Raw genomic sequence first — 24831 nt, 5'->3', positions numbered from 1 at the left:
CTTTTGCCCATCCGGCACAGCCGAGCATTCGATACTTTTAGTTTCGAAATAAGCGACTGGAGCGGATCTTATCAAAGCTTTTACGTATCCCTAAAGTATGTCCAACCCTCGCGATCCGTAGCGAAATCAAGGAGACACCATGGCCAGGATGAGAGCCGTCGACGCCGCCGTGCTCGTGCTCGAGAAGGAAGGCATCCAAACCGCGTTCGGCGTGCCGGGCGCGGCGATCAACCCGCTTTACTCGGCGCTGCGCCGCTCGGGCGCGATCGGCCACGTGCTCGCGCGGCACGTCGAGGGCGCCTCGCACATGGCCGAGGGCTACACGCGGGCCGCGCCCGGCAATATCGGCGTGTGCATCGGCACGTCCGGCCCCGCCGGCACCGACATGATCACCGGCCTTTATTCGGCATCGGCGGATTCGATCCCGATTCTCGCGATCACCGGCCAGGCGCCGCGTGCGCGGCTTCATAAGGAGGATTTCCAGGCGGTCGACATCGAGGCGATCGCCAAGCCCGTGACGAAATGGGCGGTCACGGTGCGCGAACCGGCGCTGGTGCCACGTGTGTTCCAGCAGGCGTTTCATCTGATGCGCTCGGGCCGGCCCGGGCCGGTGCTGATCGACCTGCCGATCGACGTGCAATTGGCCGAGATCGAATTCGACATCTCGACCTACGAACCGCTGCCCGTCTACCGGCCGCAGGCGAGCCGCGCGCAGATCGAGGCCGCGCTCGCGATGCTCAACGACGCCGAGCGGCCGCTGATCGTCTCGGGCGGCGGCGTGATCAACGCGGCGGCCGACGCGCTGCTCGTCGAGTTCGCGCAAACCGTCGGGGTGCCGGTGATCCCGACGCTGATGTCGTGGGGCGCGATTGCCGACGACCATCCGCTGATGGCGGGCATGGTCGGCCTGCAAACCGCGCATCGCTACGGCAACGCCACGCTGCTCGCGTCGGATTTCGTGCTCGGCATCGGCAACCGCTGGGCGAACCGTCATACGGGCAGCATCGACGTCTATACGAAAGGCCGCAAGTTCGTCCACGTCGATATCGAGCCGACGCAGATCGGCCGCGTGTTCGGCCCCGATCTCGGCATTGTGTCGGACGCGAAGGCCGCGCTCGCGCTGTTCGTCGAAATCGCGCGCGAATGGCAGGCTGCGGGCCGGCTCAAGGACCGCAGCGCATGGGTGGCCGACTGCCAGGCCCGCAAGCGCACGCTGCAGCGCAAAACCCATTTCGACGACGTGCCGATCAAGCCGCAGCGCGTGTACGAAGAGATGAACAAGGTGTTCGGCCGCGACACGTGCTACGTCAGCACGATCGGGCTGTCGCAGATCGCGGGCGCGCAGTTCCTGCATGTGTACAAGGCGCGCAACTGGATCAACTGCGGCCAGGCGGGCCCGCTCGGCTGGACGATACCCGCCGCGCTCGGCGTGCGCGCGGCCGATCCGAGCCGGCCGATCGTCGCGCTGTCGGGCGACTACGATTTCCAGTTCATGATCGAGGAGCTCGCGGTCGGCGCGCAATTCAAGCTGCCTTACGTGCACGTCGTCGTCAACAACTCGTATCTCGGCCTGATCCGCCAGGCGCAGCGCGCGTTCGACATGGACTACTGCGTGCAGCTCGCGTTCGACAACGTCAACGCGCCCGGGCTGAACGGCTATGGCGTCGATCACGTCGCCGTTGTCGAGGGACTCGGCTGCAAGGCGCTGCGCGTGTTCAAGCCCGACGAGATCGCGCCCGCGCTCGAGCGCGCGCAACAAATGGCGGCGCAATTCAGCGTGCCCGTCGTCGTCGAGGTGATGCTCGAGCGGGTGACCAACATCTCGATGGGCGCCGAGATCGACGCGATCAACGAGTTCGAGGATCTCGCCGACAAGCCCGAGCACGCACCCACCGCAATCTCGCTGCTCGACTGAGCGCGCGCCGGGCGTGCCGCATTGCCTGGAAATTTCGACCGCTCAGTGTCGAGCGATTTTTTCTGACCGACCCGCAAAAACCCCGTCATGCCGAAATTTGCCGCCAACCTGACCATGCTGTTCAACGAAGTGCCGTTTCTCGAGCGCTTCAAGGCCGCCGCCGATGCAGGCTTCGACGCCGTCGAATTCCTGTTCCCGTACCCGTATGCGCCCGAAGCGCTCGCCGAGCAGCTCGACGCGCACCGCCTGAAGCTCGTGCTGCACAATCTGCCCGCGGGCGACTGGGAACGCGGCGAGCGCGGAATCGCCTGCCTGCCCGATCGCGTCGGCGAATTCCAGGACGGCGTGGGCCGTGCGATCGACTACGCGCGCACGTTGAACGTGCCGCAGCTCAATTGCCTCGTCGGCATCGCGCCGGCGGATCAGCGCCGTGACACGACACTGGCGACAATCGTCGAAAACCTGCGCTTTGCCGCCGCCGAACTGAAAAAGGCCGGCCTGCGCCTGCTCGTCGAGCCGTGCAACGGGTACGACCTCCCCGGCTTCGCGCTGCAACGCTCGGCCGACGCGCTCGACGTGATCCGCGCGGTCGGCACCGACAATCTGTTCCTGCAATACGACATCTACCACATGCAGCGGATGGAGGGCGAACTGGCGGCGACGCTTCGCCGGCACATCGGCTCGATCGCGCATATCCAGCTTGCGGACAATCCGGGCCGCCACGAGCCCGGCACCGGAGAAATCCATTACCCGTATCTGTTCGCGCTGCTCGACGAGCTTGACTACGACGGCTATATCGGCTGCGAATACAAGCCGCGCACGACGACGACCGGCGGCCTCGGCTGGCTCGACGAGGCCCGCCGCGCCAGCGCGGACCGCGCGCACCGCATCGGGTGACCACGCCTGCCCCTCTACGCCCCCTCTTTCAGGAGACAACGCAATGGCAACGATCGGCTTCATCGGCCTCGGCATCATGGGCGCGCACATGGCGCGCAACTTGCTCAATGGCGGCCACCAGCTCGTCGTCAATGGCGCGCACCCCGTGCCGGACGACCTGCGCGCACGCGCGCAGGTCGTCGCGCATTCGACCGCCGTCGCCCAAGCGTCGGACATCGTGATCGTGATGGTCCCCGACACGCCCGACGTACACAACGTGCTGTTCGCCGACGACGGCGTCGCTCACGGCCTCACGGCCGGCAAGCTCGTGATCGACATGAGTTCGATCTCCCCGCTCGACACGCGCGAGTTTGCGAAGCGGATCAACGCGCTCGATTGCGACTATCTCGACGCGCCCGTGTCCGGCGGTGAAGTGGGCGCGCGCGACGCGACGCTGACGATCATGGTCGGCGGCCCCCAGCGGGCGTTCGAGCATGCGAAGCCGCTGTTCGAGCAGATGGGCAAGAACATCTCGCTCGTCGGCGACAACGGCGCGGGCCAGACCTGCAAGGTCGCGAACCAGATCATCGTCGCGCTGAACCTCGAGGCAGTGGCCGAGGCGCTGTTGTTCGCCGCGCGCTCGGGCGCCGATCCCGAGCGCGTGCGCCGCGCGCTGATGGGCGGCTTCGCGTCATCGCGCATTCTCGAGCTGCACGGCGAGCGGATGACGAAGCGCACGTTCGAGCCGGGCTTCCGGATCGATCTGCATCGCAAGGATCTGAACCTCGCGCTCGACGGCGCACGGCGGCTCGGCATCGCGCTGCCGCACACCGCAAGCGCGCAGCAGTTGTTCAACGTGTGCGCCGCGCACGGCGGCGGCGGGTGGGATCACTCGGCGATCGTGCGCGCGCTCGAAATCATGTCGAACCACGAGATCGCCGAGCCGCGCGCCGAGGTGAAGGCCGCGTGATGCAATGGGTAATCGTGGCCGGCAAAGGGGGCTCGTGCTGGCTATGGCGGAGGCGCAGGCGGCGTAATGCGCGCCGCAATTCACGAGCTCCGGGCTGCGTGATACGGCGCCCATTCGGGCAGGGGCAGCGCCGGTGCCATTGCGGCATCCGCATTTATCACACAAACAAGTCGCCGGAATGAACCGGCGCGAGTTGCAACGAAAGCGGCACTTCAGCGCTTTCGATCGAAGGTGCGCGCCGCCAGCCATGACGGCGGCGCCACCGGCGCCGCTTCCCGCGCGAAGCGGCATGCGGGTCCGTGCAGCGGCACCCGGCGGCGACGGGCAAGCCTTGGTCGGTCAGACGTCGTCGTCGGGTGTCCGTCTGTCGGATGGCGCGCACCCGCTCTTTTCCATGACCTTGCCTATTACATTTCTTGACGTTCGCCCGCGCGATTTTTCATGCAATTTACAGCGCGAACGCCTACACTTTCGCGACGCCTTCCGAGAGCCGGGCACGCCAGCGCGACGCTTTTCGCGCCACGTATCCCGGCCTGATGGCGCATCTTTTGTCAATCACCTGAAGGAGTGTTGCGATGGGTCTTCTTTCGTTCATCAAAGAGGCAGGCGAAAAGCTGCTCGGCAAGAGCGATGAGCAAGCCGCAACCGATCCGGCAGCGGCAAACCAGACGGCCGCTGACGCAATCAAGAACTACATCTCCGCGCAAGGTCTCGACACGTCGAACCTGACGGTCGAGTTCGACGGCGCATCGCGCACCGTTACGCTGTCGGGCAACGCCGGCGACCTCGACACGAAGGCCAAGGTCAAGGTGGCCGCGGGCAACGTGCAAGGCGTCGCCGGCGTCAACGACGACAACCTGCAGCCGGACGATCCGCAAGTGCAGTACCACGACGTCGTGTCCGGCGACAACCTGTGGAAGATCGCCGAGAAGTACTACGGCAACGGCGCGAAGAACGACGTGATCTTCCAGGCCAACCGCCCGATGCTGTCGAGCCCGGACAAGATCTATCCGGGCCAGAAGCTGGTGATTCCGCCGCAATCCTGATCGAGGCGGACGTTACCGGCATGATGCGAAAAGCGGACCTGACGGTCCGCTTTTTTTATATCGATCGATCGCAGGCAGCAAACGCGGATAGCACACCGTCGGCAGGCCGCCAGCCCGTCACGAGCGGCGCACAGCCGCGCAACGCGCGATCGCGCGGCTGAATCAATACGTATCGAACACTTGCTGCAACGCGCGCGCGTCCGTCACGCCCGCCGCGAGCGCGAGCATCAGCAACACGCGCGCCTTGTAAGGATTGAGCGAGCCTGCGCTGACGAAGCCGAGCGCGTCGTCGTTCGCCGCGCCGTTGCGCATCACGTGCCCCGAACCGACGCGCGACGCCCGCACCACCGCGACGCCGTTGGCCGCCGCATCGGCGAGCGCCGCCTGCAACGTCGCATGAATCGAGCCGTTGCCCGTGCCTGCGACCACGAGCCCGCGCACGCCCGCGGCCATGCATGCATCGACGGCCACGCGCGAGACACCCGCATAGCTCGCGACGATCTCCACCTGCGGCCACGCCGCGCCGATCGAGAAGCGCGAATCGAGCGTATGCGGCCGTGTCGCGCGGCGCGCGAACTCGATGCGTCCGTCCTGCACCCAGCCGAGCGCGCCGAGTTCCGGCGAATGGAATGCGTCGAGCGCATAGGTGCTTGTCTTCGCGACGTCGCGCGCGCTGTGAATCCGGTTGTTGAACACGACGAGCACGCCCTGCCCGCGCGCCGCGCCGCTGCCCGCGACGGTCACCGCGTTCAGCAGGTTCAGCGGGCCGTCCGACGACAGCGCGGTCGCAGGCCGCATCGCCGCCGTGAGCACGACGGGCTTCGCGTGCTTGATGGTCAATTGCAGCAGGTACGCGGTTTCCTCGAGCGTATCGGTGCCGTGCGTGACGACGACGCCATCGACGTCATCATCGGCGAGCAGCGCGTTGATCCGCTCGGCGAGCGTCGTCCACAGCGCATGCGACAGATCCTTGCTGTCGATGCTCGCCAACTGCTCGGCCCGGATCGCCGCGATCTGGGCAAGCGCCGGCACGGCGTCGAGCAGCCGGTCGACACCGAGCGCGCCGGCCTGATAGCCGGCCGTCTGCGTGGCGTCGGGGGCAGCGCCCGCGATCGTGCCGCCGGTGGCAAGCACGGCGATGCGCGGCAGCGCGCGTGGCGCCGGATTCGAAATGTCAGGAGTACGGGAGGTCAGTGCATTCATGGCCGCGATTGTACCGGCTGCGGGGCACGCGGCGATATCCCCGCCGCCGCGAAACCGGTGCCGGCCGGCCGCCCGCCGCGCGGCCCATGCGCGGCGGGCGGTGCGGCGCCGCGCATCAATCGGCGTTTTCCCGGGTCATTTTGTTGTTTCATCGATGATTTGCCATAATGCAAAGCGCGATGCGCGCTGCCGCGCGATTCGCGGCTTGACGAACAAAATGCAATTCACCCAACGGGAGTGTCCAATGAAGATCCGATCGCTGATGGCCGCGCTGCTCGTCGGCGGCGTGCTGGCAACGCCTGCTTTCGCCGCAAACAGCCAACAAGACAAAATGAAAGCATGCAACGCGCAGGCTGCCGGCAAGACGGGCGACGAGCGCAAGGCATTCATGAAGGGATGCTTGTCTGCGAAGCCGAAGAAGCTGTCGCAGCAGGAAAAGATGAAGGCGTGCAACATGCAAGCCGGCGACAAGAAGGGCGACGAGCGCAAGACCTTCATGAAGAGCTGCCTGTCGAGCCAGCCGGCCGCCTGAGGCTGCCTGCCGATCGGCACGATGCCGCGCACCGTTTCGGCGGGCGCGGCATTTTCTTTTCCGGCGCACGTCCGCGCCGCGGCATTGTGCCGCATCTTCCGCCGTTTTCTTCTATGATGGCTGCAGCGCGGCCCTCGTCACCCCATACAAGAAGCGCCATCGGGCCGCCCTCATGGCAGGCGCGCATCGCGCGCGCCAAACGGAGGCACGGATGGCATGGAGACAAAATCGCTGGTTCCGCCGCTGGGTGATCGTCATCGTGTTCTGGGCAGTGCCCGTCGCGATCGTCGCTGTGCGGGAAATCCGCGAGGAAATGGCCTATAACTACGCGGATCTGAAGCTCGCGCTGACCACCTGGGAGCTTACCGGCGCGCAGCGCGCGGCAGGTGCCGCCGCCGTTTGCCACGGCGAGCCGGACGAAGCGCGCGCCGCCGGCTGCCCGGCCGACGTGCTGGCCGCCAACGCGCATCGCCAGCAGGAGGCGCGCAACGAATTCGCGCTGCGCCGCCGCACGCTCGCCAGCTACCTGTGGCACGCCTTCGTCGGATACTGGATCGTGCCCGCCGCCTTCCTGTTCGCGTGCGGCGTGCTGATCGCCCTCGTGCGCCGCGCGTTGCGCCGCCCCCCGATCAAGCCGCCGGTTTCCCCTCATTGACCGCCGCGCCTTGCGCAGCAACCGCCCCCCGTGTCGCGAGCGCCGCCGGAATCCGGCAATTTGACGTTGCTTCACCTTACGCCGGGCAAACGATACGGCCCTCTGTGTTATAAAGTTCGGCGTGGTACGCCCCGTTCTCGGGAAATACGCTGAACTACATTGATGGAGAAAAAGCGATGCAAAAACGCAAACTCGTGTTGAAAGCTGCGGCCGCACTCGTCGTCGGCAGTCTCGCGCTCACCGGCTGCACGACCACGCCGAACAAGCCCGACAATGCCACGACCAACGCGTCGAAGCGTCAAGCAATCGATGCGAGCGTTGACGCGACGCTGTCGCGCCTGTATTCGACGGTGAAGGGCTCGCGCGAGCTGGTCGCGAAATCGCGCGGCGTGCTCGTGTTCCCGGACGTGATCCAAGCAGGCCTCATCATCGGCGGCCAGAGCGGCAATGGCGCGCTGCGCGTCGGCGGCGCGACGGTCGGCTACTACAACACGTCGTCGATCTCGGTCGGTTTGCAGGCGGGTGCGCAGTCGAAGGCGATCGTGTTCCTCTTCATGACGCAGGACGCGCTCGACAAATTCCGCAGCTCGGACGGCTGGGCCGCCGGCGCCGATGCGTCGGTCGCGCTCGTGAAGATGGGCGCGAACGGCGCCATCGACACGACGACGGCCACCGCGCCCGTCGAAGTGATTGTGCTGACGAACGCTGGCCTGATGGGCGACGTGTCGATCAGCGGCACCAAGGTCACGAAGCTGAAGATCTGACCCATGCATCGCTTGCCGCTCGCATGGCGAGCGGCAGATGCAAAAACGGCGATGCGCGAACGCGCATCGCCGTTTTTTTATGCGGCACACCCGCGCGCGGCGTAGCCGACGCCGCCCTCGCCGCTCATGATGCCGAATCGATCACCTTGAAGCGCGAGCGCTTTTGCGCGCGAATCAGCGATTGATAGACGTCGACGTATTGCTGCGCCATTCCCCTGGCCGTGAAGCGCTGCTCGAAGCGCTGCCGCACGCGTGCACGCGACAGCCCCGGCAGACGGTTCACCGCCGCGACCGCGCCGATCTCGTCTTCGACGATAAAACCGGACACGCCGTCGTCGATCACTTCAGGCACCGCACCGCGATTGAATGCGATGACGGGCGTGCCGCACGCCATCGCTTCGATCATCACGAGGCCGAACGGCTCGGGCCAGTCGATCGGGAACAGCAATGCGTGCGCGCCGGAAAGAAACGCGGCCTTTTCATGATCGGCGATCTCGCCGATGAATTCGACGTGCGGCAGCGCGAAAAGCGGCTTGATCTCGCGCTCGAAGTACGCCTCGTCGGCGGAATCGATCTTCGCTGCGATCCGGATCCGCATCCCGCAGCGCTGCGCGATCCGGATCGCCGTATCAACGCGCTTTTCCGGCGAAATCCGGCCGAGGAAGGCAAGATACGCCTGCTCGACGGGCTGCGGCGTATAAAGCTGCTCCGGCAAGCCGTGATAGACGGTCGTCAGCCATTTCGCCTGGGGCATCGGCTGGCGTTGCGCATTCGAAATCGAAATGACGGGCGCCGTGTCGAACGTGTCGAACACTGGCTGCTGTTCCGGCAGGTCGAGACGACCATGCAAAGTCGTCACGAACGGCGTCTGCTGACGATTAAAGACCGAAAACGAATAGTAGTCCATGTGGAAATGGAGCACGTCGAATTCCTGCGCGCGACGCGCGACGGTCTCCATCAGCAGCATGTGCGGCGCGATCCGGTCCCGGATCGACGTGTCGAGCCGCAACGCGCGCGGCCACACTGCGTCGAGCTTCGCGCGCGTGACTGAATCGCCGCTGGCGAACAGCGTGACGTCGTGCCCCAGATCGACGAGCGCTTCGGTGATGTACGACACGACGCGCTCGGTGCCGCCGTACAACTTCGGCGGCACGGACTCGGTCAACGGGGCGATCTGCGCAATTCTCATCGGTACTGCCTCCCATGACGGCCGGCGCGCCAGCGTCGAACGCCATCGCGATAAGTCATCATTATCGCCACCGGCACGTGGCCCTGCGTGGCCGATTGCATTTTTTCGGTCTTGTTACAGAACGGATACATTCGGAAAACCCGCATGTTTGCAGCCGCGCAGGCCGTTGTCCAGCCGCGCAAAAAGTTTCGTTGGGTTATTGCCTTGCAGCATCGGCAGACAGTTGCGGCGTTGACGGGCCCATGATGGCGGGGGCGTTCGGGCGTTCCGTTCGAGCGTGGCGCGCGGGGCGGCGCAGGTGAACGTCGCGTTTGCCCGTCCGCTCGAAGTTGATCGCGCTCGGGTCATTCGATGCCCGGCTCGCGCAGTGCGTTCGCCTGAGTATCCGGGCGACCGTATTCGGCGGCCGGCTGCGCCTGCTGCCCGCCATTTGCCGCCTCAATCCGCAGCCTCCGCGCGCCGCACCCGCATCACCGCACGCGTTGTCGGCACCGTTCAGCGCGCCGGCCATTTCCATGGCGGCGGCTCAAGCGCGTCCGCGTCGGCGATCCGCGTTGCGCCGAGCACCTTCTCGAGCACGATCGAGCGGCTGCCCGGCTCGCGCTCGAGCGACGCGACAAGACGCGCCGCATGCGACACCACGATCACCTGCGAGCGCTCGGCGGCCTGCGCGATCAGGCGGCCGAGCGCCGGCAGCAGATCGGGATGAAGGCTTGTCTCCGGCTCGTTCAACACGAGCAACGCGGGCGGGCGCGGCGTCAGCAACGCCGCGACGAGCAGCAGATAGCGCAGCGTGCCATCCGATAGCTCGGCCGCGCGCAGCGGCCGCAGCAGGCCCGGCTGATGCATCAGCGTCTCGAAGCGGCCCTGCTTGCCCGGATTGTCGATATCGATCCGCGCGCCCGGAAACGCGTCATCGATCGCCGCTTCCAGCGCCGCACGATCGCCGATCTCGCGGATCGTCTGCAACGCGGCGGCCAGATCGGCGCCGTCGTCGGCCAGCACCGGCGTATGCGTACCCACCTGCGGCAGCCGTGCGGGCGCGAGGGCGTCGGTACGCAAGTGATCGTAGAAGCGCCATGAACGAATCCGTTCGCGCAACGCGATCATCTCCGGCGCGCCGCGCGGATCGGCGAACTCGGTCATCATGCTGTCGAAGCTCGCGACCGGCTGCGGCACGCTCTGCCATGCGCCCGTTGCGTCGCGGGTACGCAACTGCGCGCCGTGCCGGTCGACCAGCAGTGTCGACGGCCGCGGCACCGGCCCGCTCCAGATGCATTCACGCTTGATGATCGGATCGAGCCCGAATTCCGAGCTGCTCGGAATCGGCAGGCCGAGATCGATCGCGTAGCCGAAATCATCGCACCCAAAGCCGAGTTTCAAACTGACCGGTTGATTGCGAACGGTGCCCGTCACTGGCATGTCGCCCGACAGCATGGCGCGTGAGAAACGCTCGGGGCCGGCCCAAAGCGTCGACGGCAAGCCGCCTTCGCGTGCGAGCGACGGAATCACGCGCCCTTGGGCCGTATCCGCGAGCAGACGCAGCGATCGATAAACGCTCGATTTGCCGCTGCCGTTCGGCCCGGTGATCACGTTGAGCGCACCGAGCGGCACGACGAGGTCACGCAGCGATCGGTAGCCGGCAATGGCAACAGCGGTGAGAGACGGCATAGGATAAAGAATCGACGGATCGGATCAGGTTACGGGCGGGCCGAGCGGATAGCGACGCCGGCACGGCGGCCGGCTCGGGAGTGACCGCGCGAAGCGGTGCGGGTTTCGTGCCGCGGTTTCGGCGGTTTCAGCAAACCCGGCACGCAAAGTGCGTCCGACATCCCCCGCCGCGGCTCAATGCGGCGCACGCGCGCCGCCCGCCTCGGGCGCGGTCGGATCGGCCGCCGTGAACGCCGCGGTGCTCGCGGCGGGCTCCGTCGTGCCCGCCATGGCGGGCGCTCGAGGCGCGCGTGCCGCAGAATCGGACGGCGTCGACCATTCCGCGCGATCGCGCGGCAGACATTCCGGATAATGCTGCTGAATAAATGCGATGAGCCCCTCGCGCACACGGCAGCGCAAATCCCACGCGAGCGACGAATCGCGCGCGCTGACGAGCGCGCGCAACTGCATCGACCGCTCGGTCGCATCGGTCACCTGCAACACGTGAACGCGGCCGTCCCACTCGGGCGCATCGGCGACGATCCGCGCGAACGCCTCGCGCAGCGGCTCCAGCGGCAGCCGGTAGTCGACATACAGGAATACCGTGCCGATGATCTCGGCGCTGCTGCGCGTCCAGTTCTGGAAGGGATTCTCGATGAACCATTGCAACGGCACGACGAGCCGGCGCTGATCCCACAGACGCACCGATACGTAAGTGCCGGTGATTTCCTCGATGCGCCCCCACTCGCCCTGAATCACGACGACATCGTCGAGCCTGATCGGCTGCGACAGCGCGATCTGCAAGCCGGCGATCATATTGCCGAGCACCGGCCGCGCGGCAATCCCGGCAACGAGCCCCGCGACGCCCGCCGACGCGAGCAGGCTCGCGCCGACCTGCCGCACATTCGGAAACGTCATCAGCGCGGCGCCGGTGCCGATCACGACGATCATCACCATCACGGTGCGCGCGAGCACGCGCGTCTGCGTATGGATGCGGCGCGCCTGCAAGTTGTCGGGTGCGTCGATCGGGTGCGCGCGCACGATCGCCTCGCCTACCGCCGCGGCAAGCCGCATCAGCAGCCACGTGATCGCGATGATCACGCCGACCGCCGCGATCGTGCGCAATGCGCCCGCGAGCGGCAGCGCATCGGCGGTTTGCAGCCACAGGAATTCGAGCGCGAGAAACAGCAGCACGGCGAGCGACGGCCGATCGAGGTATGGCACGATCACGCCCATGAATGGATACGGCCGCGCGATCCGCGCAACGACGCGCGCGCCGATCCGATGGACGAGCGCCACCGCGAGCAGCACGAGCGCCGACACGACGAGCGTGCCCAGCCAGGTGTGCAGCGGCGCATCGGCGATGCGCCACAGATCGTCGATCGTCATCATGCGCGCCGTGACTCCGTCGAGCGCAACGCACGGAGGCCGCACACGCACGAACGCGTGAGCGCGGCAATCCGCGCCAAAACCAGTCAATAACTTCGGCAGGGAAATGCCTTGCCGAGCCCGAGCGATACCGCCGTGCTCGCGTTGTAGTCAGCAAGCTTCGGATTTTCCGCGATGTACTTGCGCACCGCATCCGTCATCTGCTGCGCCTTGATGTCGGCCGGCAAGCAGAAATACTGGCCGACGCGCGGCCCCGTGGTGCCGCCGATCGCGTCGATCGTGTTGTAGACACCATCGGCCGCGCCTTCGATATATGCCGCGCACGACGCCCGCGACTTGACGTCGGTCTTCGCGCACAGCTTGTCCAGATCGCCCGCCGTGAAGGCCGCGGCCGTCAACGGCGCAGTAAGCATGGCCAGTGCGGCGGCGCAAAACTTAGCCCGCAACATGAATCTTCCTCGTGTCAGAAGGCGTAACCGCCGATACAACGAAAGGCGCGGCCCGAGGCCGCGCCGACGCAGCTTATTTTGCACCCTTTTGCGCATCGGGCGCCGGCGCGTCTCCGAGGCGCGTCGTGCGCTTCGACAGGATCGCGAGCGCATCGGGCGCGTTGTAGTGCTTGGCGAAATCGAGTGCGGTCACGCCGAGTTGGTTCTTGATCGCAGGATCGGCATTCTGATCGAGCAGCAGCGTGACCGTCGAGCCGTGGTTGCCGCGCGCGGCCATCATCAGCGGCGTGGTGCCGTTCGGCGACGCGGCGTCGATATAGGCGGACTTCTCGAGCAGATACTTGACGACTTCGTCATGCCCGTTCGTCGCCGCGTAGTGCAGCGGCGACCAGCCCTTCTTGCTGACTTCCGCGCCCTTGTCGACCAGCAGCTTCACGAGCGGCAGATCGCCGTTCAGCGCGGCGAGCATCAGCGCGTTCTCGCCTGCCTTGTCCTCTTTTTCGAGATCGACGTTCGGTGCCGACGCGAGCGCAGCGGCCACCTGATCCGATTTTTCGCGCGCTGCGATCACAAGCAGCGGGTCTCCGTTCGAGGCGACCGTATTCGGATCGAGGCCGTTCTTGAGCTGCTTGGCGATGTCCTTGATGTCGTCGAACTTGACCGCCTTCACGATCCCGTCGAGCGATTCCGCATGCGCGCCCGCCGCGGCGAGCACGCCGAGCCCGCCCGCGACCAGCAGCGCGCGACATCCGGCGCCAAACCCGCGCTTATTCGACAAGTACTTGATCGACTTCATTTTTTTCAACTCCTACCCCTGGTTGACTAGGCTGGCGCCGCCCGTTTGGGCGATCTTGAACAGCCGGAAAAAATTGCTCGACGTCGCGGCGGCCAGCGCTTCGTCGGTCATCCCGCGTTGCGCCGCGATAAAGCGTCCGACATGGCTAACGTATGCAGGTTCATTCGGCTTGCCCCGATACGGCACCGGCGCGAGATACGGAGAATCCGTTTCGATCAGCAAACGTTCGAGCGGCACGCGCCGCGCGACGTCCTGCACGTCGGCCGCGCTCTTGAACGTGACGATCCCCGACAGCGAGATATGGAAGTTCTGCGCAAGCGCCTGCTCGGCAATGGGCCACGGCTCCGTGAAGCAATGCATCACGCCGCCCGGCACGCTCGCGCGCTCCTCGGCCATGATGCGCAGCGTGTCGGCGGCGGCGGCGCGCGTATGGACGATCAGCGGCTTGTTGGTCGCGTGCGCGGCGCGGATGTGCGTGCGAAAGCGCTCGCGCTGCCATTCCATGTCGGCGATCGAACGCCCGTCGAGGCGATAGTAGTCGAGCCCCGTCTCGCCGATCGCGACGACTTTCGGATGCGCGGCCAGTTCGATCAGCTCGGCAAGCGTCGGCTCCCGCGCGTGCTCGTGATCCGGATGCACGCCCACCGACGCGAAGACGTTGTCGTGATCGCGCGCGATCGCGAGCACCGAAGGCAGCGTCTCCAGATCGACCGACACGCATAGCGCATGCGTGACGTCATGCTCGCGCATGTTCGCGAGCACCTGCGGCAGCCGCTCGGCCAGTCCCTCGAAATTGATATGACAGTGAGAATCAACAAACATGATGTATTCCTTGCTACCACGCACACGGCGCGAAACATGCGGACAGCGCGGCGCGCTATGCGTCGCCGACGACCCGCTTGCCGACGATCAACAGATCGCGCTCGACGCCGTCGAGCACCGCGACGCGCGGCAGCGTTGCCCAGGTCGTAAAGCCGTGGCGCGCGAAGAGTCCAAGGCTCGGCGCATTGTGACCGAAGATGAAGCCCAGCGCGGTGTACACGCCGAGCGCCGGCGCGCGCGCCAGCGCCGCGTCGAGCAACCGGCTGCCGAGCCCCTTACCGCGCACGGACTCATCCAGATAGATGCTGATCTCCACCGTATGGCCATACGCCGGCCGGCCGTAGAAATCGGAAAAACTCAGCCACGCGACGATTCGGCCCGCCTCCTCGACGACCCACAGCGGCCGCGTGTGCGGCTGATGCGCGTCGAACCACGCGCGCCGGCTGTCGACGCTCACCGGCTCGGTATCGGCCGTCACCTGGCGCGACGCAACCGTCGAATTATAGATAGCGACGATCGCGGGCAGATCGTCCAGAGTCGCGTCACGGTATGCAAGCTGGCTCATGTCAGGGGATGATGGGCAAAGCGATGAACGGAACGATGACAAGCCGGCCGCGCACTACGCAAACAGCTCGCGATAGCCGAGAAAGAGTTCCTCGAACACAAGCCGCGCGTTGAGCGGATGATTCTCGGCCGCCCGCTGCCGTGTGACTGTCTTCGTGAAGCGCGCGAACGCGCCCACATCGAGCGTCTGCGCGCAGCGTGCGAGCGCCGTGCGCTGCGCGGGAAAGTAGCGCGGCGCACCCGCCATGCGCTCGGCCAGCAGATCGTACAGCCACCGTTGCAGCCAGCCGAGCACCACGGGCACCGGCAGCTTCTGCAACGTCTCGCCGCATGCGAACGGATCGCACGCGGCGCCGGCCGCGAGCTGCGCGAGCGTCCAGTCGCGCAGCGGCCGGTTCTCGTCGCTCGCGAGCGCGAGCGCCGCGAGCGGCGCGCCGCCCGCCTCGGCGACGAGCGCGGGCGCATCGGCCACATGCTGCGCGGCGAGCCAGGCTACCGCCGCCTGGGGCGCGGGCATCGTCATCGGCCATTGGCGGCAGCGGCTCACGATCGTCGGCAGCAGCCGGTCGATGCGCGCCGACACGAGCACGAACACGACCCCTGCGGGCGGCTCCTCGAGCGTTTTCAACAATGCGTTCGCGGCCGCGACATTGAGCGCTTCGGCCGGATACAACACGACGACCCGCGCGCCGCCGCGATGCGACGCAATGGCGCAGAAATCGACAAGCGCGCGCACCTGCTCGATCTTGATTTCCTTGCTCGGCGTCTTGGTTTTCCTGCCGCCGTCATCGGCGTCGGCGGCCTTCGGCTCGTCGGCCGCCGCCGCGCCCGCCGCGCCCGCCAGCGCTTCAGGCACGACGATCCGATAATCGGGATGATTGCCCTGCTCGAACCACGTGCACGCGGCGCATGCGCCGCACGGCTCGCCGTTCTCGCGCGGGGTCTCGCACAGCAGCCCCTTGGCCAGATGCCGCGCGAACGCGAGCTTGCCGATGCCGGCCTGGCCGTGCAGCAAAAGCGCGTGCGGCCAATGCGCGCGCAATGTCTGCAAGCGGTTCCAGTCGTCGGTCTGCCACGGATAGATCATGATGGTTTGCGTTGTCCGTTCGTTACAGCACGGCGAGCACGCCTTCGAGCTTCTTGCGGATCTGCGCAACCGATTCGCTCGAATCGACGATCGCAAAGCGGTGCGGCGCTTCCTGCGCGCGGCGCAGATATTCGGCGCGGGTGCGCGCGAAAAACGCATCGGACTCGCTTTCGAACTTGTCCGGCGCGCGCGCCGCTCCGCGCCGCGCGCTCGCCACTTGCGGCGGCAAATCGAACAACACGGTCAGATCCGGCTGGAAGCCGCCCTGCACCCAGCGCTCGAGCGCTTCGAGCTTGTCGCGCGGCAGCCCGCGGCCGCCGCCCTGGTAGGCGAACGTCGCATCGGTGAAGCGGTCGGAGACCACCCAGTTGCCCTGCGCGAGCGCGGGCTCGATCACGAGCGCAAGGTGCTCGCGCCGGCCGGCAAACATCAGAAGCGCCTCGGTTTCGATGTCCATCGGCTGCTTGAGCAGTATCTCGCGCAACTTTTCGCCAAGCTGCGTGCCGCCCGGCTCGCGCGTGACGACGACCTGCCGGCCGCTTGCGGCGAGTTTGTCGCCGAGCCGTTCGCAAAACCATTGCAGATGCGTCGTCTTGCCCGCTCCGTCAATGCCTTCGAACGTGATGAATTTGCCACGCGCCATTACTGACCTCTGATGTATTTGTCTACGGCCTTGTTGTGATCTCCCAGCGTGTCGGAAAACACGCTGGTGCCGTCGCCCTTCGCCACGAAATAGAGCGCCGACGTCACGGCGGGATTGACCGCGGCCCGCAGCGCCGCCTCGCCGGGCAGCGCGATCGGCGTCGGGGGCAGCCCGCGGCGCGTATAGGTATTGTACGGAGTGTCGGTTTGCAGATCGCGTTTGAAAAGCCGCCCCGAATACGCGTCGCCGAGCCCGTAGATCACCGACGGGTCGGTCTGCAACGGCATGCCGCGCCGCAGCCGGTTCGCAAACACCGCTGCGATCAGCGCGCGGTCGGCCGCGTGCCCGGTTTCCTTTTCGACCAGCGACGCGATTGTCAGCGCTTCGTAAGGCGTGCCGAACGGCAGGCCGCTCGCGCGTGCCGCCCATGTTTCGGCCAGACGCGCCTGCATCAGACGATACGCGCGGCGATAGACGTCCAGATCCCGCGCACCGTGATCGAACAAATAAGTGTCGGGAAAGAATAGCCCTTCGCCACTGCCGCGCGCGATTTCGTCGCCGGACGCGCCAATCGCACGCAGCAGCTGCGCATCGGTCATTCCCGCGCTCGCGTGCAGCAGCGCCGGGTTCGCATCGAGTTCCGCGCGCATGCGCTTGAAGGTCCAGCCTTCGATCACCGCGGCGGCGGATTCGCCAGGATCGCTGCGCGACACCTTGCGCACCACCTGGTAAGGCGTCACGCCCGCCTTGAATTCGTAATTGCCCGACTTGAGCTGGCTCGACACGCCCAGCACGCGGGTCAACGCGACGAACCACTTCGGCTCGATCGGAACGCCGCCGCGTGCAAGCTGCTGCGCGACGCTCCTCACGCTGCTGCGTGGCATGATGGTGACGTCGACGATGGGACCGGCAAGCGCCACGGGCCGGGTGGCCCACCAATAAGCGCCGCCCGCGCACGCGACGCCCAGCAAAACAACGGCCAGCACCGCGAACGCGGCGCACTTCTTCAGAACGGACATGCGGAACGTGAATCAGATAGACTTCATATAATAACTTGCTTGTCTCATCCAAAGTCAGGATTGACTGTTTTCCCATTCCAATGACCACACCGATCGCCTCTACGGCCGACGCGCCGCTGCCGCTGCGCCCGTCTGCCGACGATTTCGCCGCCGTGCTCGAGCACGGCGCGTTTTCGGTGCTCGAACAATTCGGCATCGTCGACGTGTCGGGCGCCGACGCGGCGACGTTCCTGCACGGCCAGTTGACGAACGACATCGAGCACCTCGACGCCAGCACCGCGCGGCTCGCCGGCTACTGCTCGCCGAAGGGGCGCCTGCTCGCGTCGTTTCTCGCATGGCGTGCGGGCCACGACGTGCGCCTGCTGGTGTCGAAGGACGTGCAGCCCGCCGTGCAAAAGCGCCTGTCGATGTTCGTGCTGCGCGCGAAGGCGAAGCTCGCCGACGCCGGCGACACGCTCGTCGCGGTCGGCTTCGCCGGCGACGTGCGCGCCGCGCTGTCGAGCGTGTTCGACGCGCTGCCCGACGGCGTCCATACGAAGGTCGACGCGCCGGCCGGCGCGCTGATCCGGCTGCCCGACGCCGCCGGCCGCGCGCGCTACCTGTGGATCGGCGCGCGCGCGGACGTCGACGCGCACGTGGCCGCGCTCGCCGGCAGCCTGCGCCGGGTGCCGCCCGCCGTGTGGGACTGGCTCGACGTGCGCGCGGGCGAAGCGCGCATCACGCAGCCCGTCGTCGAGCAGTTCGTGCCCCAGATGGTCAATTTCGACGTGATCGGCGGCGTCAATTTCCGTAAAGGTTGCTATCCGGGCCAGGAAATCGTCGCGCGCAGCCAGTATCGCGGCACGATCAAGCGCCGCGCCGCGCTCGCGCACGTCGCGGGCGAACCCGATGCGGTGCGCGCGGGCGTCGAGCTTTATCATTCGAACGACCCTGGGCAGCCGTGCGGGATGATCGTCAACGCGGCGGCGGCGCCCGAAGGCGGCGTCGACGCGCTCGTCGAGATCAAGCTCGCCGCGCTCGACAGCGGATCGGTCCATCTGGCGTCGGCGGATGGCCCGGCGCTCGCGTTCCGGCCCCTGCCCTACGCGCTGCCGACGGAGGTTTGACGGCCCGCGCGGTCAAACGGAATAACGAGACGAAACGCGCCGCCCCGGCGCGCAACGACGCTCACCGAGGACGCTCACTCAGCGAGGATATCGCCCGATGTGCCTGATCGTATTCGATTGGCAGCCTGAGGCCACCCAAGGCCCGGTGCTGACGCTCGCCGCGAACCGCGACGAATTCTACCGCCGCACGAGCGCGCCGCTGTCTTGGTGGAGCGATGCGCCCGGCGTGCTCGCGGGCCGCGATCTCGAAGGCGGCGGCACCTGGCTCGGGATCGCGCGCGACGGCCGCTTCGCCGCCATCACCAATTACCGTGCGCCGTTCGACATCCGCGCCGGCGCGCCCACGCGCGGCAAGCTGGTATCGGAATTTCTCGGCGGCCCGAACATCGCGCCGCTCGACTATCTCGCGCACGTCGCCGAACGGGCGATGTTCTACAACGGCTTCACGCTGGTTGTCGGCGATTGCGCGCGCGGCCAGCTCGCGTGGTTCTGCAACCGGTCGGCGGACCCCCAGTCCGCGAGCGCGCCGGCCGCGCTCGACGCGCCCGCGCTCATCGAGCCGGGCATGCACGGGCTGTCGAACGCGCGGCTCGACACGCCGTGGCCGAAGCTCGTCACGAAGCGCAGCGAACTCGGCGCCCTGCTCACTCGCGATGCGGCGACGCCTCTCGACGCACTGATCGAGATGATGCGCGACACGCGCCAGGCCGCCGACGATGCGTTGCCGCGCACCGGCATTCCGTTCGAGCGCGAGCGCGCGCTGTCCGCCGCGTTTATCGAGACGCCCGAATACGGCACGCGCGGCACGACGGCCCTGCGCGTAGTGCGCGACATCGAAGGAAGGCTGAAAGTCGACGTCAAGGAACGTAATGACGACGACGGCTCGCACCGAATCGTGCGGCCGGGCGCATTCGAACGGACCTTCGCGTTCGATGTCGACGCAAGCGGCGGCGCGGCGCTAGGCGCGGCTCGACGCTAGGCGCGGCGTGCGTTTGCCGCGAGCGCGGCGTGCCGGCGCCCCAGCGCGAAAACGACGGCCGACGGCCGCAATGCGTGCGCCCGGTCCATTGAATCGTCGAAATCGGATGCGGCACGCCCAGACGCTCGAGCATGTAAAGGACGATGCTGACGAACGGGCGCCGTAGCGGCCCGACTCCACGCCGATCCGGCACGGCATGTCACCGCCGATTCGTCCAATCCACTGACAACCCTCGCAACCATTTTCGCTGCATTATTTCCGTCATTTCCCGCCTCGGCCTGCGCAGCCGGGCGGCGGCACGGTCGACAGCGGCTGCTCAGAGTTCGCGCGCCATTTCGATATGCGCAACGCCGGCCTCGACGAACGGCTCACCGACCACCCTGAAGCCGAGCCGCAAATAAAACGCGGCCACGCGTTGCTGCGCATACAGCCAAACGAGCGCCATGCCGCCCGAGCGCGCTTCGGCTAGCAGTGCGTCGAGAACGCGGGTGCCGACGCCACGCCGGCGTGCGTCGGCCAGCACCGACACCCGGCCGATCGCCCCCGTCGACAGCAGCCGGCCGGTCGCGACCGCACGCCGCGCGCCGCTGCGGCGCTGAACGAGATAGGCGATCGCATGGCGCGCGAGCGGATCGTCGTCGTCGAGATTAAGCTCGGCGGGAATCCGCTGCTCGCGCACGAACACCGTATCGCGAATTCGCGCCGCATCGCTGCCCAGACGCGCCCAGTCGCCAATTTCGACTTCGATGCTGTCCATCCTGCGCCCCTCGTCGATTGCCGATGTTGCGCCCCGCGCACACCACGCGCGTTTGCCTGTTGGCCGGATCAATGCACGCGATGGCGGATGCGGCCGCTATCCGGCAAGATGCACGATGGCGTTCAAGCGCCCGAAATAGGAAAGCATCAGATGAAAGCGCCGGACGTTGAAGCGCCGGGCCGCCGGCCGCCGAATCGCGATGCGGCCGCCGATCGAATTGCGCCGCTCAGCAGTCGTTTCCGAGCAATCGAGCAAGCCGCCGCCCGCCCGTCGGCCCGCGCCCGCGTCAGCCGTGCCCGAAGGCTGTTTGCAGCGCCGCGACGGCATCCGCATGCGCGCCGCGCACCTCCGGCACGAAACCGCCCATCTTGAAAAATTCGTGGATCATGCCCTTATACACGACCAGCGTGACGTCGTTGCCTGCCGCGCGCAGCTTGTCCGCATAAGCATAGCCTTCGTCGGACAACGGATCATACTCCGCAGTCGCGATCCAGGCAGGCGCGACACGCTCGAACGACGGCTCGCCGCGCCTGCCGTCGAGCGGCGCGAAGCGCCAATCGTCGCGATCGGACGCGTTGCGCACGTAATTCGAGAAAAACCACTGTATCGTGCCCGCGGACAGCAGGTAACCGTTCGCAAGCCGCGCGTGCGACGCGCTCTGCTGATGCGCGGTCACGCCAGGATAGATCAGCAGTTGCAGCGCCAGCGCGATGCCGACGTCGCGCGCATGCACCGCGCATACCGTCGCGAGCGTGCCGCCTGCGCTGTCGCCGCCGACGGCGAGCCGCGCCGGATCGATCGCAAAACTCGCCGCTCGCGCATGGAGCCATGCGAGCGCGTCTTGCGCGTCGTGAACCGCGGTCGGAAACTTGTGCTCGGGCGCGAGCCGGTAGTCGACCGACAACACCGCGCACTGCGCGTCGCGTGCGAACATCCGGGCGAGCGAATCGTGCGTGTTCACGCTGCCGACGGTGAAGCCGCCGCCGTGATAGTAAATCAGCGCCGGCAACGGCTCGGCAAGGCTCGGCTCGACGGGCAGATAGAGCCGCGCGCCGAACGACGCGCCATCGCGGGACGGCACGCGCAAATCCTCGACCGAAAACATCGGCGCGGGAGCGATATCGAGGATCGGCGCGCTTTTTTCATACGCGATGCGCGCTTGCGCCGGCGTCTGTTGATGGTACTCGGGACGTTTCGCGCGCTCGATCATCTCGAGCACCTGCGCGATCTTCGGATTCAACGGCATCTTGAAAACGGACGGCGCAAGCACGCCGCCGTGTAGCGAGGGACAAGCAGCGAATGATGCCATGACATGGCATGCGCTCGGCGGTTTGCCGCCCGCGTCGCGCTATCCGGTATCGCCTGGTTGCAACGGGGCAAGCACTGCGGCCGGTGCGCGTCGTCGCGCGAATACGACGACTGGGCAGCCCGGCGCGCATTAAGCTCGACAGCGCCTGTCACGCGGCGCGCGAGCAGTGCCTGAGGAGCGGCTAATACCTAATCACGCCGCACGAGCTCCCACGCTTTCGCCGTCCCCGGCCCGTCACGCATCGCTCGGACCGGGCTGCGCCCCCGGATCGGTGCGCGTGCGCATCCGCGCGATGTCGCGGCCGACCGCGAGCCGCCTCATATACTTGAACGTGCCGAGCGCTTTCGCAACGAAGTTGCCCGTGCTGTCGCGCACCTCGCCTTCGCAATACGCCATCGTCGTCGAACGATGCAGCACGCGGCCATACGCGCGCAATTCACCGCGCCCAGGCTGCATGAAGTTCACCTTCATCTCCACCGTGACGACGCCGACGCCATCGTCCGTCAGGCTACGGGCGGCCATCGCGAGCGCGACGTCGGCAAGCGTCATCGTCACGCCGCCGTGCGCGATGCTCCAGGTATTCATATGCTGGTCGGCAAGCGGCAGCGCGATTTCGCTCGCGCCATCTTTTGCGAAGACGAGCTGCACGCCGAGCGAATCGACGAACGGACTCTCGATTGCCGGCTCGCGGCCGGACGCGGACGAAAGAGCGGTGCTCATCGTGCGTCGTCAACGAGATAATCGATGCATTCGCGGCTCTGCCTTACCGCGCTGACGAACTTCTTCACGTCCTCGTGCACCGGATGCACCTGGTATGCGTCGAGCGCCGCCTTGTCGGCGAAATCGGACACGAGCACGACGTCGTAGGTCGCCTCGAGGCCCGGCGTCGCCAAGCCGACCTCGAGATGCAGCAAGCCGGGCACGATGCCTCGGCAGGCTTCGAGCTTGTCCTTGAGCTTCAGCGCGTTTTGCGCACGCGTCGCGCCTTCGGCCGTTTCCTTCAACTTCCACATGACGATATGTCTGATCACTTCGTTCGCTCCAGTTCGTGTTAGTTCGGCGATCTGCCGGAACCCCTTGCCAGTTGGGCATTTCGTGCCCTTCCGCCGTTCGCTGGCGTTCACCGGAAATCGTGTCCAGCCGAGGAAAAAGGGGGTATAAAAGAGGGAATCATTCTGACCATCCAGAGACGATACCCCCTTTTTCACCGCGCCACTTACCGACATCAAGATCCGACAAGAAAAGGCGGGCAACAAGCCTACCAAACTTACCGATGGCAATCGACTGTATGAGCTTCCCCTGAAATTTCGCCTTCCATGAGGTCGTGTATAAACTCGACGGAAAGGAAGGGAATCAGGCCTGTTCAAGGTACCGAAACAGGTGTACACGGCGGAGTTCAAGCTGGCCGCCGTTTCGCGTGTCAAGGATGGCCAGGGAGTGGCCGTGGCCCGTGAGCTGGGCATTTCAGAGCAGACACTTCGCAATTGGGTGAAGGCCGAGGCGTCGGGCAAGCTCAACGGCGCCGGAGCAAAGCCGGTCACGCCAGAGCAGATGGAACTGTCTCGTCTGCGAGCGCAGAACAAGTGCCTGCAGATGGAGCTTGAGCTCGCAAAAATGTATGGTCCGCCCCGGCTTTGCAAGTGGGCGTTCTCCGACGAGACAGTTTGCGTAAATGTATCCGGCCTCTCGCGAGTCAGCCGCTTTGGGCGGCACGGCCATGATGGGATATGCGCGCTCGGTTCCCAATAAGTGGACTGACCTCAAAGGCCGTTTTTTTTGTCCCGGGCTTATCGAACGCCGGTGCACTGTTTCGTCATCAATTGCACGTCTGCAAACCTTGACGGGTGATCGGCAGCCTACTGTGCTTGCGGCTGCCGAAGATAAAACGTTCCTCGTCGCGTGAGGATGCTTGGCATATCGCGAACGAAGTAGGCGGGGCCTGCTCCGATAGTCAGGCCGTACTCAAGCAAAAATGCACGAGCCTGATTAACGATGGCTGTCTTGCTGGAAACCAATCTTTGCCGAACTCGATGTAGTGCCTGCAGATCGAGTTGTGCTTCTGTTTTCGGCTGCGTGAAGCGCATAGTGGGACGAGAAATCGCCTCAGCGATCGCCTCTGCGTCGACGATATCGGTCTTGTTCGACTTAACAAACGGTTTGACGAACTGTGCGGGCACGATACGGACCTGATGTCCCTGACCAATCGCTTTACGAGCGAGCCAGTTGCTACCAGGGCACGCCTCCATCCCAATGATGGTGGGTGATGCACGCGCCAAGAACTCGAGCAGTCGTTCACGCGTAAATCGGTTCCTGAACACCGGTTTGCCCTTGGCGTCGAGTCCGACGACGTGGAACACGGACTTCCCGATATCGATGCCCATGCGGGCGATCGCAGTAGAGCATTGCTGGCTCATGGCACACCTCCGAGGTCGGAAACAGGCGTCGGCCCAGATTACGCGATTACGGGAGGGACGGACCATCCTATTAGCGGCAGCCTACTTCGCGAAGGACCTGCAGTGAGGTATGCCTGGATCGACCGGCAGGTCGGGCAGTATTCGCTGTCGTCGCGGTGTTGCGTGATGTCGGTCAGCATGAACGGCTATCGCGCATGGAAGCGCGGCGGAACACCGGGACGAACGCGACTGACGGACACGCAATTGCTGACGTTGATCCGCACGGTGCATGCCGAGGTCAAGGGAGCATACGGCTCGCCACGCATCACCCAGGAAGTTCGTGATCGAGGCTACCCGGCCAGCAAGGCACGAGTGGAACGACTGATGCGCGAAAACGGCATCCGGGCCCGGTACAGGCGCTGCTATCGCGTGACGACGGATTCGAAGCACAAGCTGCCGGTTGCCCCGAATCTGTTGAACCGCGAGTTCACGCCTGCCGAGCCCAATCAGGTGTTCAGTGCGGACATCACGTACATCTGGACCGACGAGGGTTGGCGGTATCTGGCCGTGGTGCTCGATCGGTTCAACCGAGAAGGGGTGGGTTGGTCGATCAAACCGCGCATGACGGCGGATCTCGCGACGCACGCGCTGACAATGGCATGGTTTCGCCGCTGTCCCGCCCCCCGGCGCGCCGTGCCATTCGGAGCGCGGCAGCCAG

At 66.0% G+C, this 24831-nt stretch carries 25 protein-coding genes and 2 pseudogenes; 11 read left to right on the top strand and 16 right to left on the bottom strand.

Translation table 11 applies throughout. From position 1 onward, the window contains the following. Nucleotides 1-139: 139 nt before the first annotated feature. From gcl to lysM, 4 genes are all read left to right on the top strand, one after another. Nucleotides 140-1915, top strand: a complete 1776-nt coding sequence (gene gcl, locus BSIN_RS00210) for a glyoxylate carboligase (protein WP_089339138.1) — start codon at nt 140-142, stop codon at nt 1913-1915. Between the two features lie 87 nt (nt 1916-2002). After that, nucleotides 2003-2812, top strand: coding sequence for a hydroxypyruvate isomerase (gene hyi / locus BSIN_RS00205; protein WP_089339137.1), 810 nt, complete (start codon nt 2003-2005; stop codon nt 2810-2812). Between the two features lie 43 nt (nt 2813-2855). Then, nucleotides 2856-3761, top strand: coding sequence for a 2-hydroxy-3-oxopropionate reductase (locus tag BSIN_RS00200; protein WP_069234281.1), 906 nt, complete (start codon nt 2856-2858; stop codon nt 3759-3761). A 575-nt stretch (nt 3762-4336) separates the two neighbouring features. Further along, nucleotides 4337-4807 carry a peptidoglycan-binding protein LysM gene (gene lysM, locus BSIN_RS00190; protein ID WP_059518211.1) on the top strand — a complete coding sequence of 157 codons (471 nt, stop codon included), beginning with the start codon at nt 4337-4339 and terminating at the stop codon, nt 4805-4807. 162 nt (nt 4808-4969) lie between these two features. On the opposite strand, the gene BSIN_RS00185 is transcribed toward lysM, so the two are convergent. Then, a complete protein-coding gene (locus BSIN_RS00185) occupies nt 4970-6010 on the bottom strand; it encodes an asparaginase (RefSeq protein ID WP_089339136.1) in 1041 nt (346 codons plus the stop codon). Nucleotides 6011-6254: 244 nt separating this feature from the next. Between BSIN_RS00185 and BSIN_RS00180 the strand changes: the two genes are divergently transcribed. The 3 genes from BSIN_RS00180 to BSIN_RS00170 all read left to right on the top strand — a co-directional run bounded on the left by BSIN_RS00180 (nt 6255) and on the right by BSIN_RS00170 (nt 7961). Then, complete coding sequence (locus tag BSIN_RS00180; RefSeq protein WP_059518286.1) at nt 6255-6542, top strand: PsiF family protein; 288 nt, start codon at nt 6255-6257, stop codon at nt 6540-6542. A 211-nt stretch (nt 6543-6753) separates the two neighbouring features. After that, nucleotides 6754-7197 (top strand): hypothetical protein, encoded by a 444-nt coding sequence (locus BSIN_RS00175; RefSeq protein WP_173678591.1) that lies wholly within the window; start codon nt 6754-6756, stop codon nt 7195-7197. Between the two features lie 176 nt (nt 7198-7373). Continuing rightward, nucleotides 7374-7961 (top strand): BPSL1445 family SYLF domain-containing lipoprotein, encoded by a 588-nt coding sequence (locus tag BSIN_RS00170; protein ID WP_059572689.1) that lies wholly within the window; start codon nt 7374-7376, stop codon nt 7959-7961. A 124-nt stretch (nt 7962-8085) separates the two neighbouring features. Here the strand turns inward: BSIN_RS00170 and BSIN_RS00165 are convergent, their stop codons facing one another. The 10 genes from BSIN_RS00165 to mltG form a co-directional block, all read right to left on the bottom strand. Further along, complete coding sequence (locus BSIN_RS00165) at nt 8086-9150, bottom strand: glycosyltransferase family 4 protein (protein WP_089339135.1); 1065 nt, start codon at nt 9148-9150, stop codon at nt 8086-8088. 495 nt (nt 9151-9645) lie between these two features. After that, nucleotides 9646-10821, bottom strand: a complete 1176-nt coding sequence (locus tag BSIN_RS00160; protein WP_089339134.1) for an AAA family ATPase — start codon at nt 10819-10821, stop codon at nt 9646-9648. Between the two features lie 174 nt (nt 10822-10995). Beyond that, on the bottom strand, nt 10996-12192 hold the full coding sequence (locus BSIN_RS00155) for a mechanosensitive ion channel family protein (RefSeq protein WP_089339198.1): 1197 nt from the start codon (nt 12190-12192) through the stop codon (nt 10996-10998). Between the two features lie 83 nt (nt 12193-12275). Beyond that, complete coding sequence (locus BSIN_RS00150) at nt 12276-12638, bottom strand: Rap1a/Tai family immunity protein (RefSeq protein WP_059518224.1); 363 nt, start codon at nt 12636-12638, stop codon at nt 12276-12278. Between the two features lie 73 nt (nt 12639-12711). Beyond that, nucleotides 12712-13434 carry an ankyrin repeat domain-containing protein gene (locus BSIN_RS00145; RefSeq protein WP_059518226.1) on the bottom strand — a complete coding sequence of 241 codons (723 nt, stop codon included), beginning with the start codon at nt 13432-13434 and terminating at the stop codon, nt 12712-12714. A gap of 12 nt (nt 13435-13446) precedes the next feature. Beyond that, nucleotides 13447-14256 (bottom strand): TatD family hydrolase, encoded by an 810-nt coding sequence (locus BSIN_RS00140; protein ID WP_059518228.1) that lies wholly within the window; start codon nt 14254-14256, stop codon nt 13447-13449. 55 nt (nt 14257-14311) lie between these two features. After that, complete coding sequence (locus tag BSIN_RS00135) at nt 14312-14821, bottom strand: GNAT family N-acetyltransferase (RefSeq protein ID WP_089339133.1); 510 nt, start codon at nt 14819-14821, stop codon at nt 14312-14314. Between the two features lie 54 nt (nt 14822-14875). Continuing rightward, the gene (locus tag BSIN_RS00130) at nt 14876-15907 is read right to left on the bottom strand and encodes a DNA polymerase III subunit delta' (RefSeq protein WP_089339132.1); all 1032 of its coding nucleotides are present in this window, start codon (nt 15905-15907) and stop codon (nt 14876-14878) included. Between the two features lie 22 nt (nt 15908-15929). After that, nucleotides 15930-16550: a dTMP kinase gene (gene tmk, locus BSIN_RS00125; protein WP_089339131.1), complete on the bottom strand. Its 621-nt coding sequence runs from the start codon at nt 16548-16550 to the stop codon at nt 15930-15932. After that, the gene (gene mltG, locus BSIN_RS00120; RefSeq protein ID WP_089339130.1) at nt 16550-17569 is read right to left on the bottom strand and encodes an endolytic transglycosylase MltG; all 1020 of its coding nucleotides are present in this window, start codon (nt 17567-17569) and stop codon (nt 16550-16552) included. The genes tmk and mltG overlap by 1 nt, the downstream gene beginning before the upstream one ends. 80 nt (nt 17570-17649) lie before the next feature. On the opposite strand from mltG, the gene ygfZ reads away from it, so the two are divergent. Together ygfZ and BSIN_RS00110 are read left to right on the top strand one after the other, a co-directional pair. Further along, complete coding sequence (ygfZ, locus tag BSIN_RS00115; protein ID WP_089339129.1) at nt 17650-18675, top strand: CAF17-like 4Fe-4S cluster assembly/insertion protein YgfZ; 1026 nt, start codon at nt 17650-17652, stop codon at nt 18673-18675. Nucleotides 18676-18772: 97 nt separating this feature from the next. Further along, complete coding sequence (locus BSIN_RS00110) at nt 18773-19654, top strand: NRDE family protein (RefSeq protein WP_089339128.1); 882 nt, start codon at nt 18773-18775, stop codon at nt 19652-19654. A 316-nt stretch (nt 19655-19970) separates the two neighbouring features. Here BSIN_RS00110 and BSIN_RS00105 read toward each other — a convergent pair whose 3' ends face one another. From BSIN_RS00105 to BSIN_RS00085, 4 genes are all read right to left on the bottom strand, one after another. Continuing rightward, nucleotides 19971-20411: a GNAT family N-acetyltransferase gene (locus BSIN_RS00105; RefSeq protein WP_089339127.1), complete on the bottom strand. Its 441-nt coding sequence runs from the start codon at nt 20409-20411 to the stop codon at nt 19971-19973. A 286-nt stretch (nt 20412-20697) separates the two neighbouring features. Beyond that, nucleotides 20698-21657 (bottom strand): alpha/beta hydrolase, encoded by a 960-nt coding sequence (locus tag BSIN_RS00095; protein WP_089339197.1) that lies wholly within the window; start codon nt 21655-21657, stop codon nt 20698-20700. A gap of 297 nt (nt 21658-21954) precedes the next feature. Further along, nucleotides 21955-22440 (bottom strand): PaaI family thioesterase, encoded by a 486-nt coding sequence (locus tag BSIN_RS00090; RefSeq protein ID WP_059518243.1) that lies wholly within the window; start codon nt 22438-22440, stop codon nt 21955-21957. Further along, nucleotides 22437-22751 carry a Dabb family protein gene (locus BSIN_RS00085; protein ID WP_059518245.1) on the bottom strand — a complete coding sequence of 105 codons (315 nt, stop codon included), beginning with the start codon at nt 22749-22751 and terminating at the stop codon, nt 22437-22439. Before BSIN_RS00085 ends, BSIN_RS00090 begins: the two co-directional genes overlap by 4 nt. Before the next feature lie 328 nt (nt 22752-23079). On the opposite strand from BSIN_RS00085, the pseudogene BSIN_RS00080 reads away from it, so the two are divergent. Beyond that, a pseudogene (locus tag BSIN_RS00080) lies at nt 23080-23343 on the top strand (transposase); the annotation flags it as partial. Nucleotides 23344-23576: 233 nt separating this feature from the next. Here BSIN_RS00080 and BSIN_RS00075 read toward each other — a convergent pair. Next, nucleotides 23577-24134, bottom strand: coding sequence for an IS110 family RNA-guided transposase (locus tag BSIN_RS00075; protein WP_256583456.1), 558 nt, complete (start codon nt 24132-24134; stop codon nt 23577-23579). Nucleotides 24135-24206: 72 nt separating this feature from the next. Between BSIN_RS00075 and BSIN_RS00070 the strand changes: the two are divergent. Beyond that, nucleotides 24207-24831: pseudogene (locus BSIN_RS00070) on the top strand (IS3 family transposase); the annotation flags it as partial.

It is taken from the genome of Burkholderia singularis, assembly GCF_900176645.1.
Classification (GTDB): domain Bacteria; phylum Pseudomonadota; class Gammaproteobacteria; order Burkholderiales; family Burkholderiaceae; genus Burkholderia; species Burkholderia singularis.
The sequence above is the reverse complement of the archived record's forward strand: the minus strand, read 5'-3'. Positions and strand labels throughout refer to the sequence as shown.

Excerpts from the sequence above, each read along its gene's own strand:
- BSIN_RS00135 (WP_089339133.1), bottom strand. The coding sequence starts at position 14,821 with ATGAGCCAGCTTGCATACCGTGACGCGACTCTGGACGATCTGCCCGCG.
- BSIN_RS00160 (WP_089339134.1), bottom strand. The coding sequence starts at position 10,821 with ATGCCGTCTCTCACCGCTGTTGCCATTGCCGGCTACCGATCGCTGCGT.
- BSIN_RS00170 (WP_059572689.1), top strand. The coding sequence starts at position 7,374 with ATGCAAAAACGCAAACTCGTGTTGAAAGCTGCGGCCGCACTCGTCGTC.
- ygfZ (WP_089339129.1), top strand. The coding sequence starts at position 17,650 with ATGACCACACCGATCGCCTCTACGGCCGACGCGCCGCTGCCGCTGCGC.
- BSIN_RS00165 (WP_089339135.1), bottom strand. The coding sequence starts at position 9,150 with ATGAGAATTGCGCAGATCGCCCCGTTGACCGAGTCCGTGCCGCCGAAG.
- BSIN_RS00090 (WP_059518243.1), bottom strand. The coding sequence starts at position 22,440 with ATGAGCACCGCTCTTTCGTCCGCGTCCGGCCGCGAGCCGGCAATCGAG.
- BSIN_RS00155 (WP_089339198.1), bottom strand. The coding sequence starts at position 12,192 with ATGATGACGATCGACGATCTGTGGCGCATCGCCGATGCGCCGCTGCAC.
- BSIN_RS00140 (WP_059518228.1), bottom strand. The coding sequence starts at position 14,256 with ATGTTTGTTGATTCTCACTGTCATATCAATTTCGAGGGACTGGCCGAG.
- BSIN_RS00145 (WP_059518226.1), bottom strand. The coding sequence starts at position 13,434 with ATGAAGTCGATCAAGTACTTGTCGAATAAGCGCGGGTTTGGCGCCGGA.
- BSIN_RS00180 (WP_059518286.1), top strand. The coding sequence starts at position 6,255 with ATGAAGATCCGATCGCTGATGGCCGCGCTGCTCGTCGGCGGCGTGCTG.
- lysM (WP_059518211.1), top strand. The coding sequence starts at position 4,337 with ATGGGTCTTCTTTCGTTCATCAAAGAGGCAGGCGAAAAGCTGCTCGGC.
- BSIN_RS00130 (WP_089339132.1), bottom strand. The coding sequence starts at position 15,907 with ATGATCTATCCGTGGCAGACCGACGACTGGAACCGCTTGCAGACATTG.
- BSIN_RS00175 (WP_173678591.1), top strand. The coding sequence starts at position 6,754 with ATGGCATGGAGACAAAATCGCTGGTTCCGCCGCTGGGTGATCGTCATC.
- hyi (WP_089339137.1), top strand. The coding sequence starts at position 2,003 with ATGCCGAAATTTGCCGCCAACCTGACCATGCTGTTCAACGAAGTGCCG.
- gcl (WP_089339138.1), top strand. The coding sequence starts at position 140 with ATGGCCAGGATGAGAGCCGTCGACGCCGCCGTGCTCGTGCTCGAGAAG.
- mltG (WP_089339130.1), bottom strand. The coding sequence starts at position 17,569 with ATGTCCGTTCTGAAGAAGTGCGCCGCGTTCGCGGTGCTGGCCGTTGTT.
- BSIN_RS00095 (WP_089339197.1), bottom strand. The coding sequence starts at position 21,657 with ATGCCGTTGAATCCGAAGATCGCGCAGGTGCTCGAGATGATCGAGCGC.
- BSIN_RS00150 (WP_059518224.1), bottom strand. The coding sequence starts at position 12,638 with ATGTTGCGGGCTAAGTTTTGCGCCGCCGCACTGGCCATGCTTACTGCG.
- tmk (WP_089339131.1), bottom strand. The coding sequence starts at position 16,550 with ATGGCGCGTGGCAAATTCATCACGTTCGAAGGCATTGACGGAGCGGGC.
- BSIN_RS00185 (WP_089339136.1), bottom strand. The coding sequence starts at position 6,010 with ATGAATGCACTGACCTCCCGTACTCCTGACATTTCGAATCCGGCGCCA.
- BSIN_RS00075 (WP_256583456.1), bottom strand. The coding sequence starts at position 24,134 with ATGAGCCAGCAATGCTCTACTGCGATCGCCCGCATGGGCATCGATATC.
- BSIN_RS00200 (WP_069234281.1), top strand. The coding sequence starts at position 2,856 with ATGGCAACGATCGGCTTCATCGGCCTCGGCATCATGGGCGCGCACATG.
- BSIN_RS00110 (WP_089339128.1), top strand. The coding sequence starts at position 18,773 with ATGTGCCTGATCGTATTCGATTGGCAGCCTGAGGCCACCCAAGGCCCG.
- BSIN_RS00105 (WP_089339127.1), bottom strand. The coding sequence starts at position 20,411 with ATGGACAGCATCGAAGTCGAAATTGGCGACTGGGCGCGTCTGGGCAGC.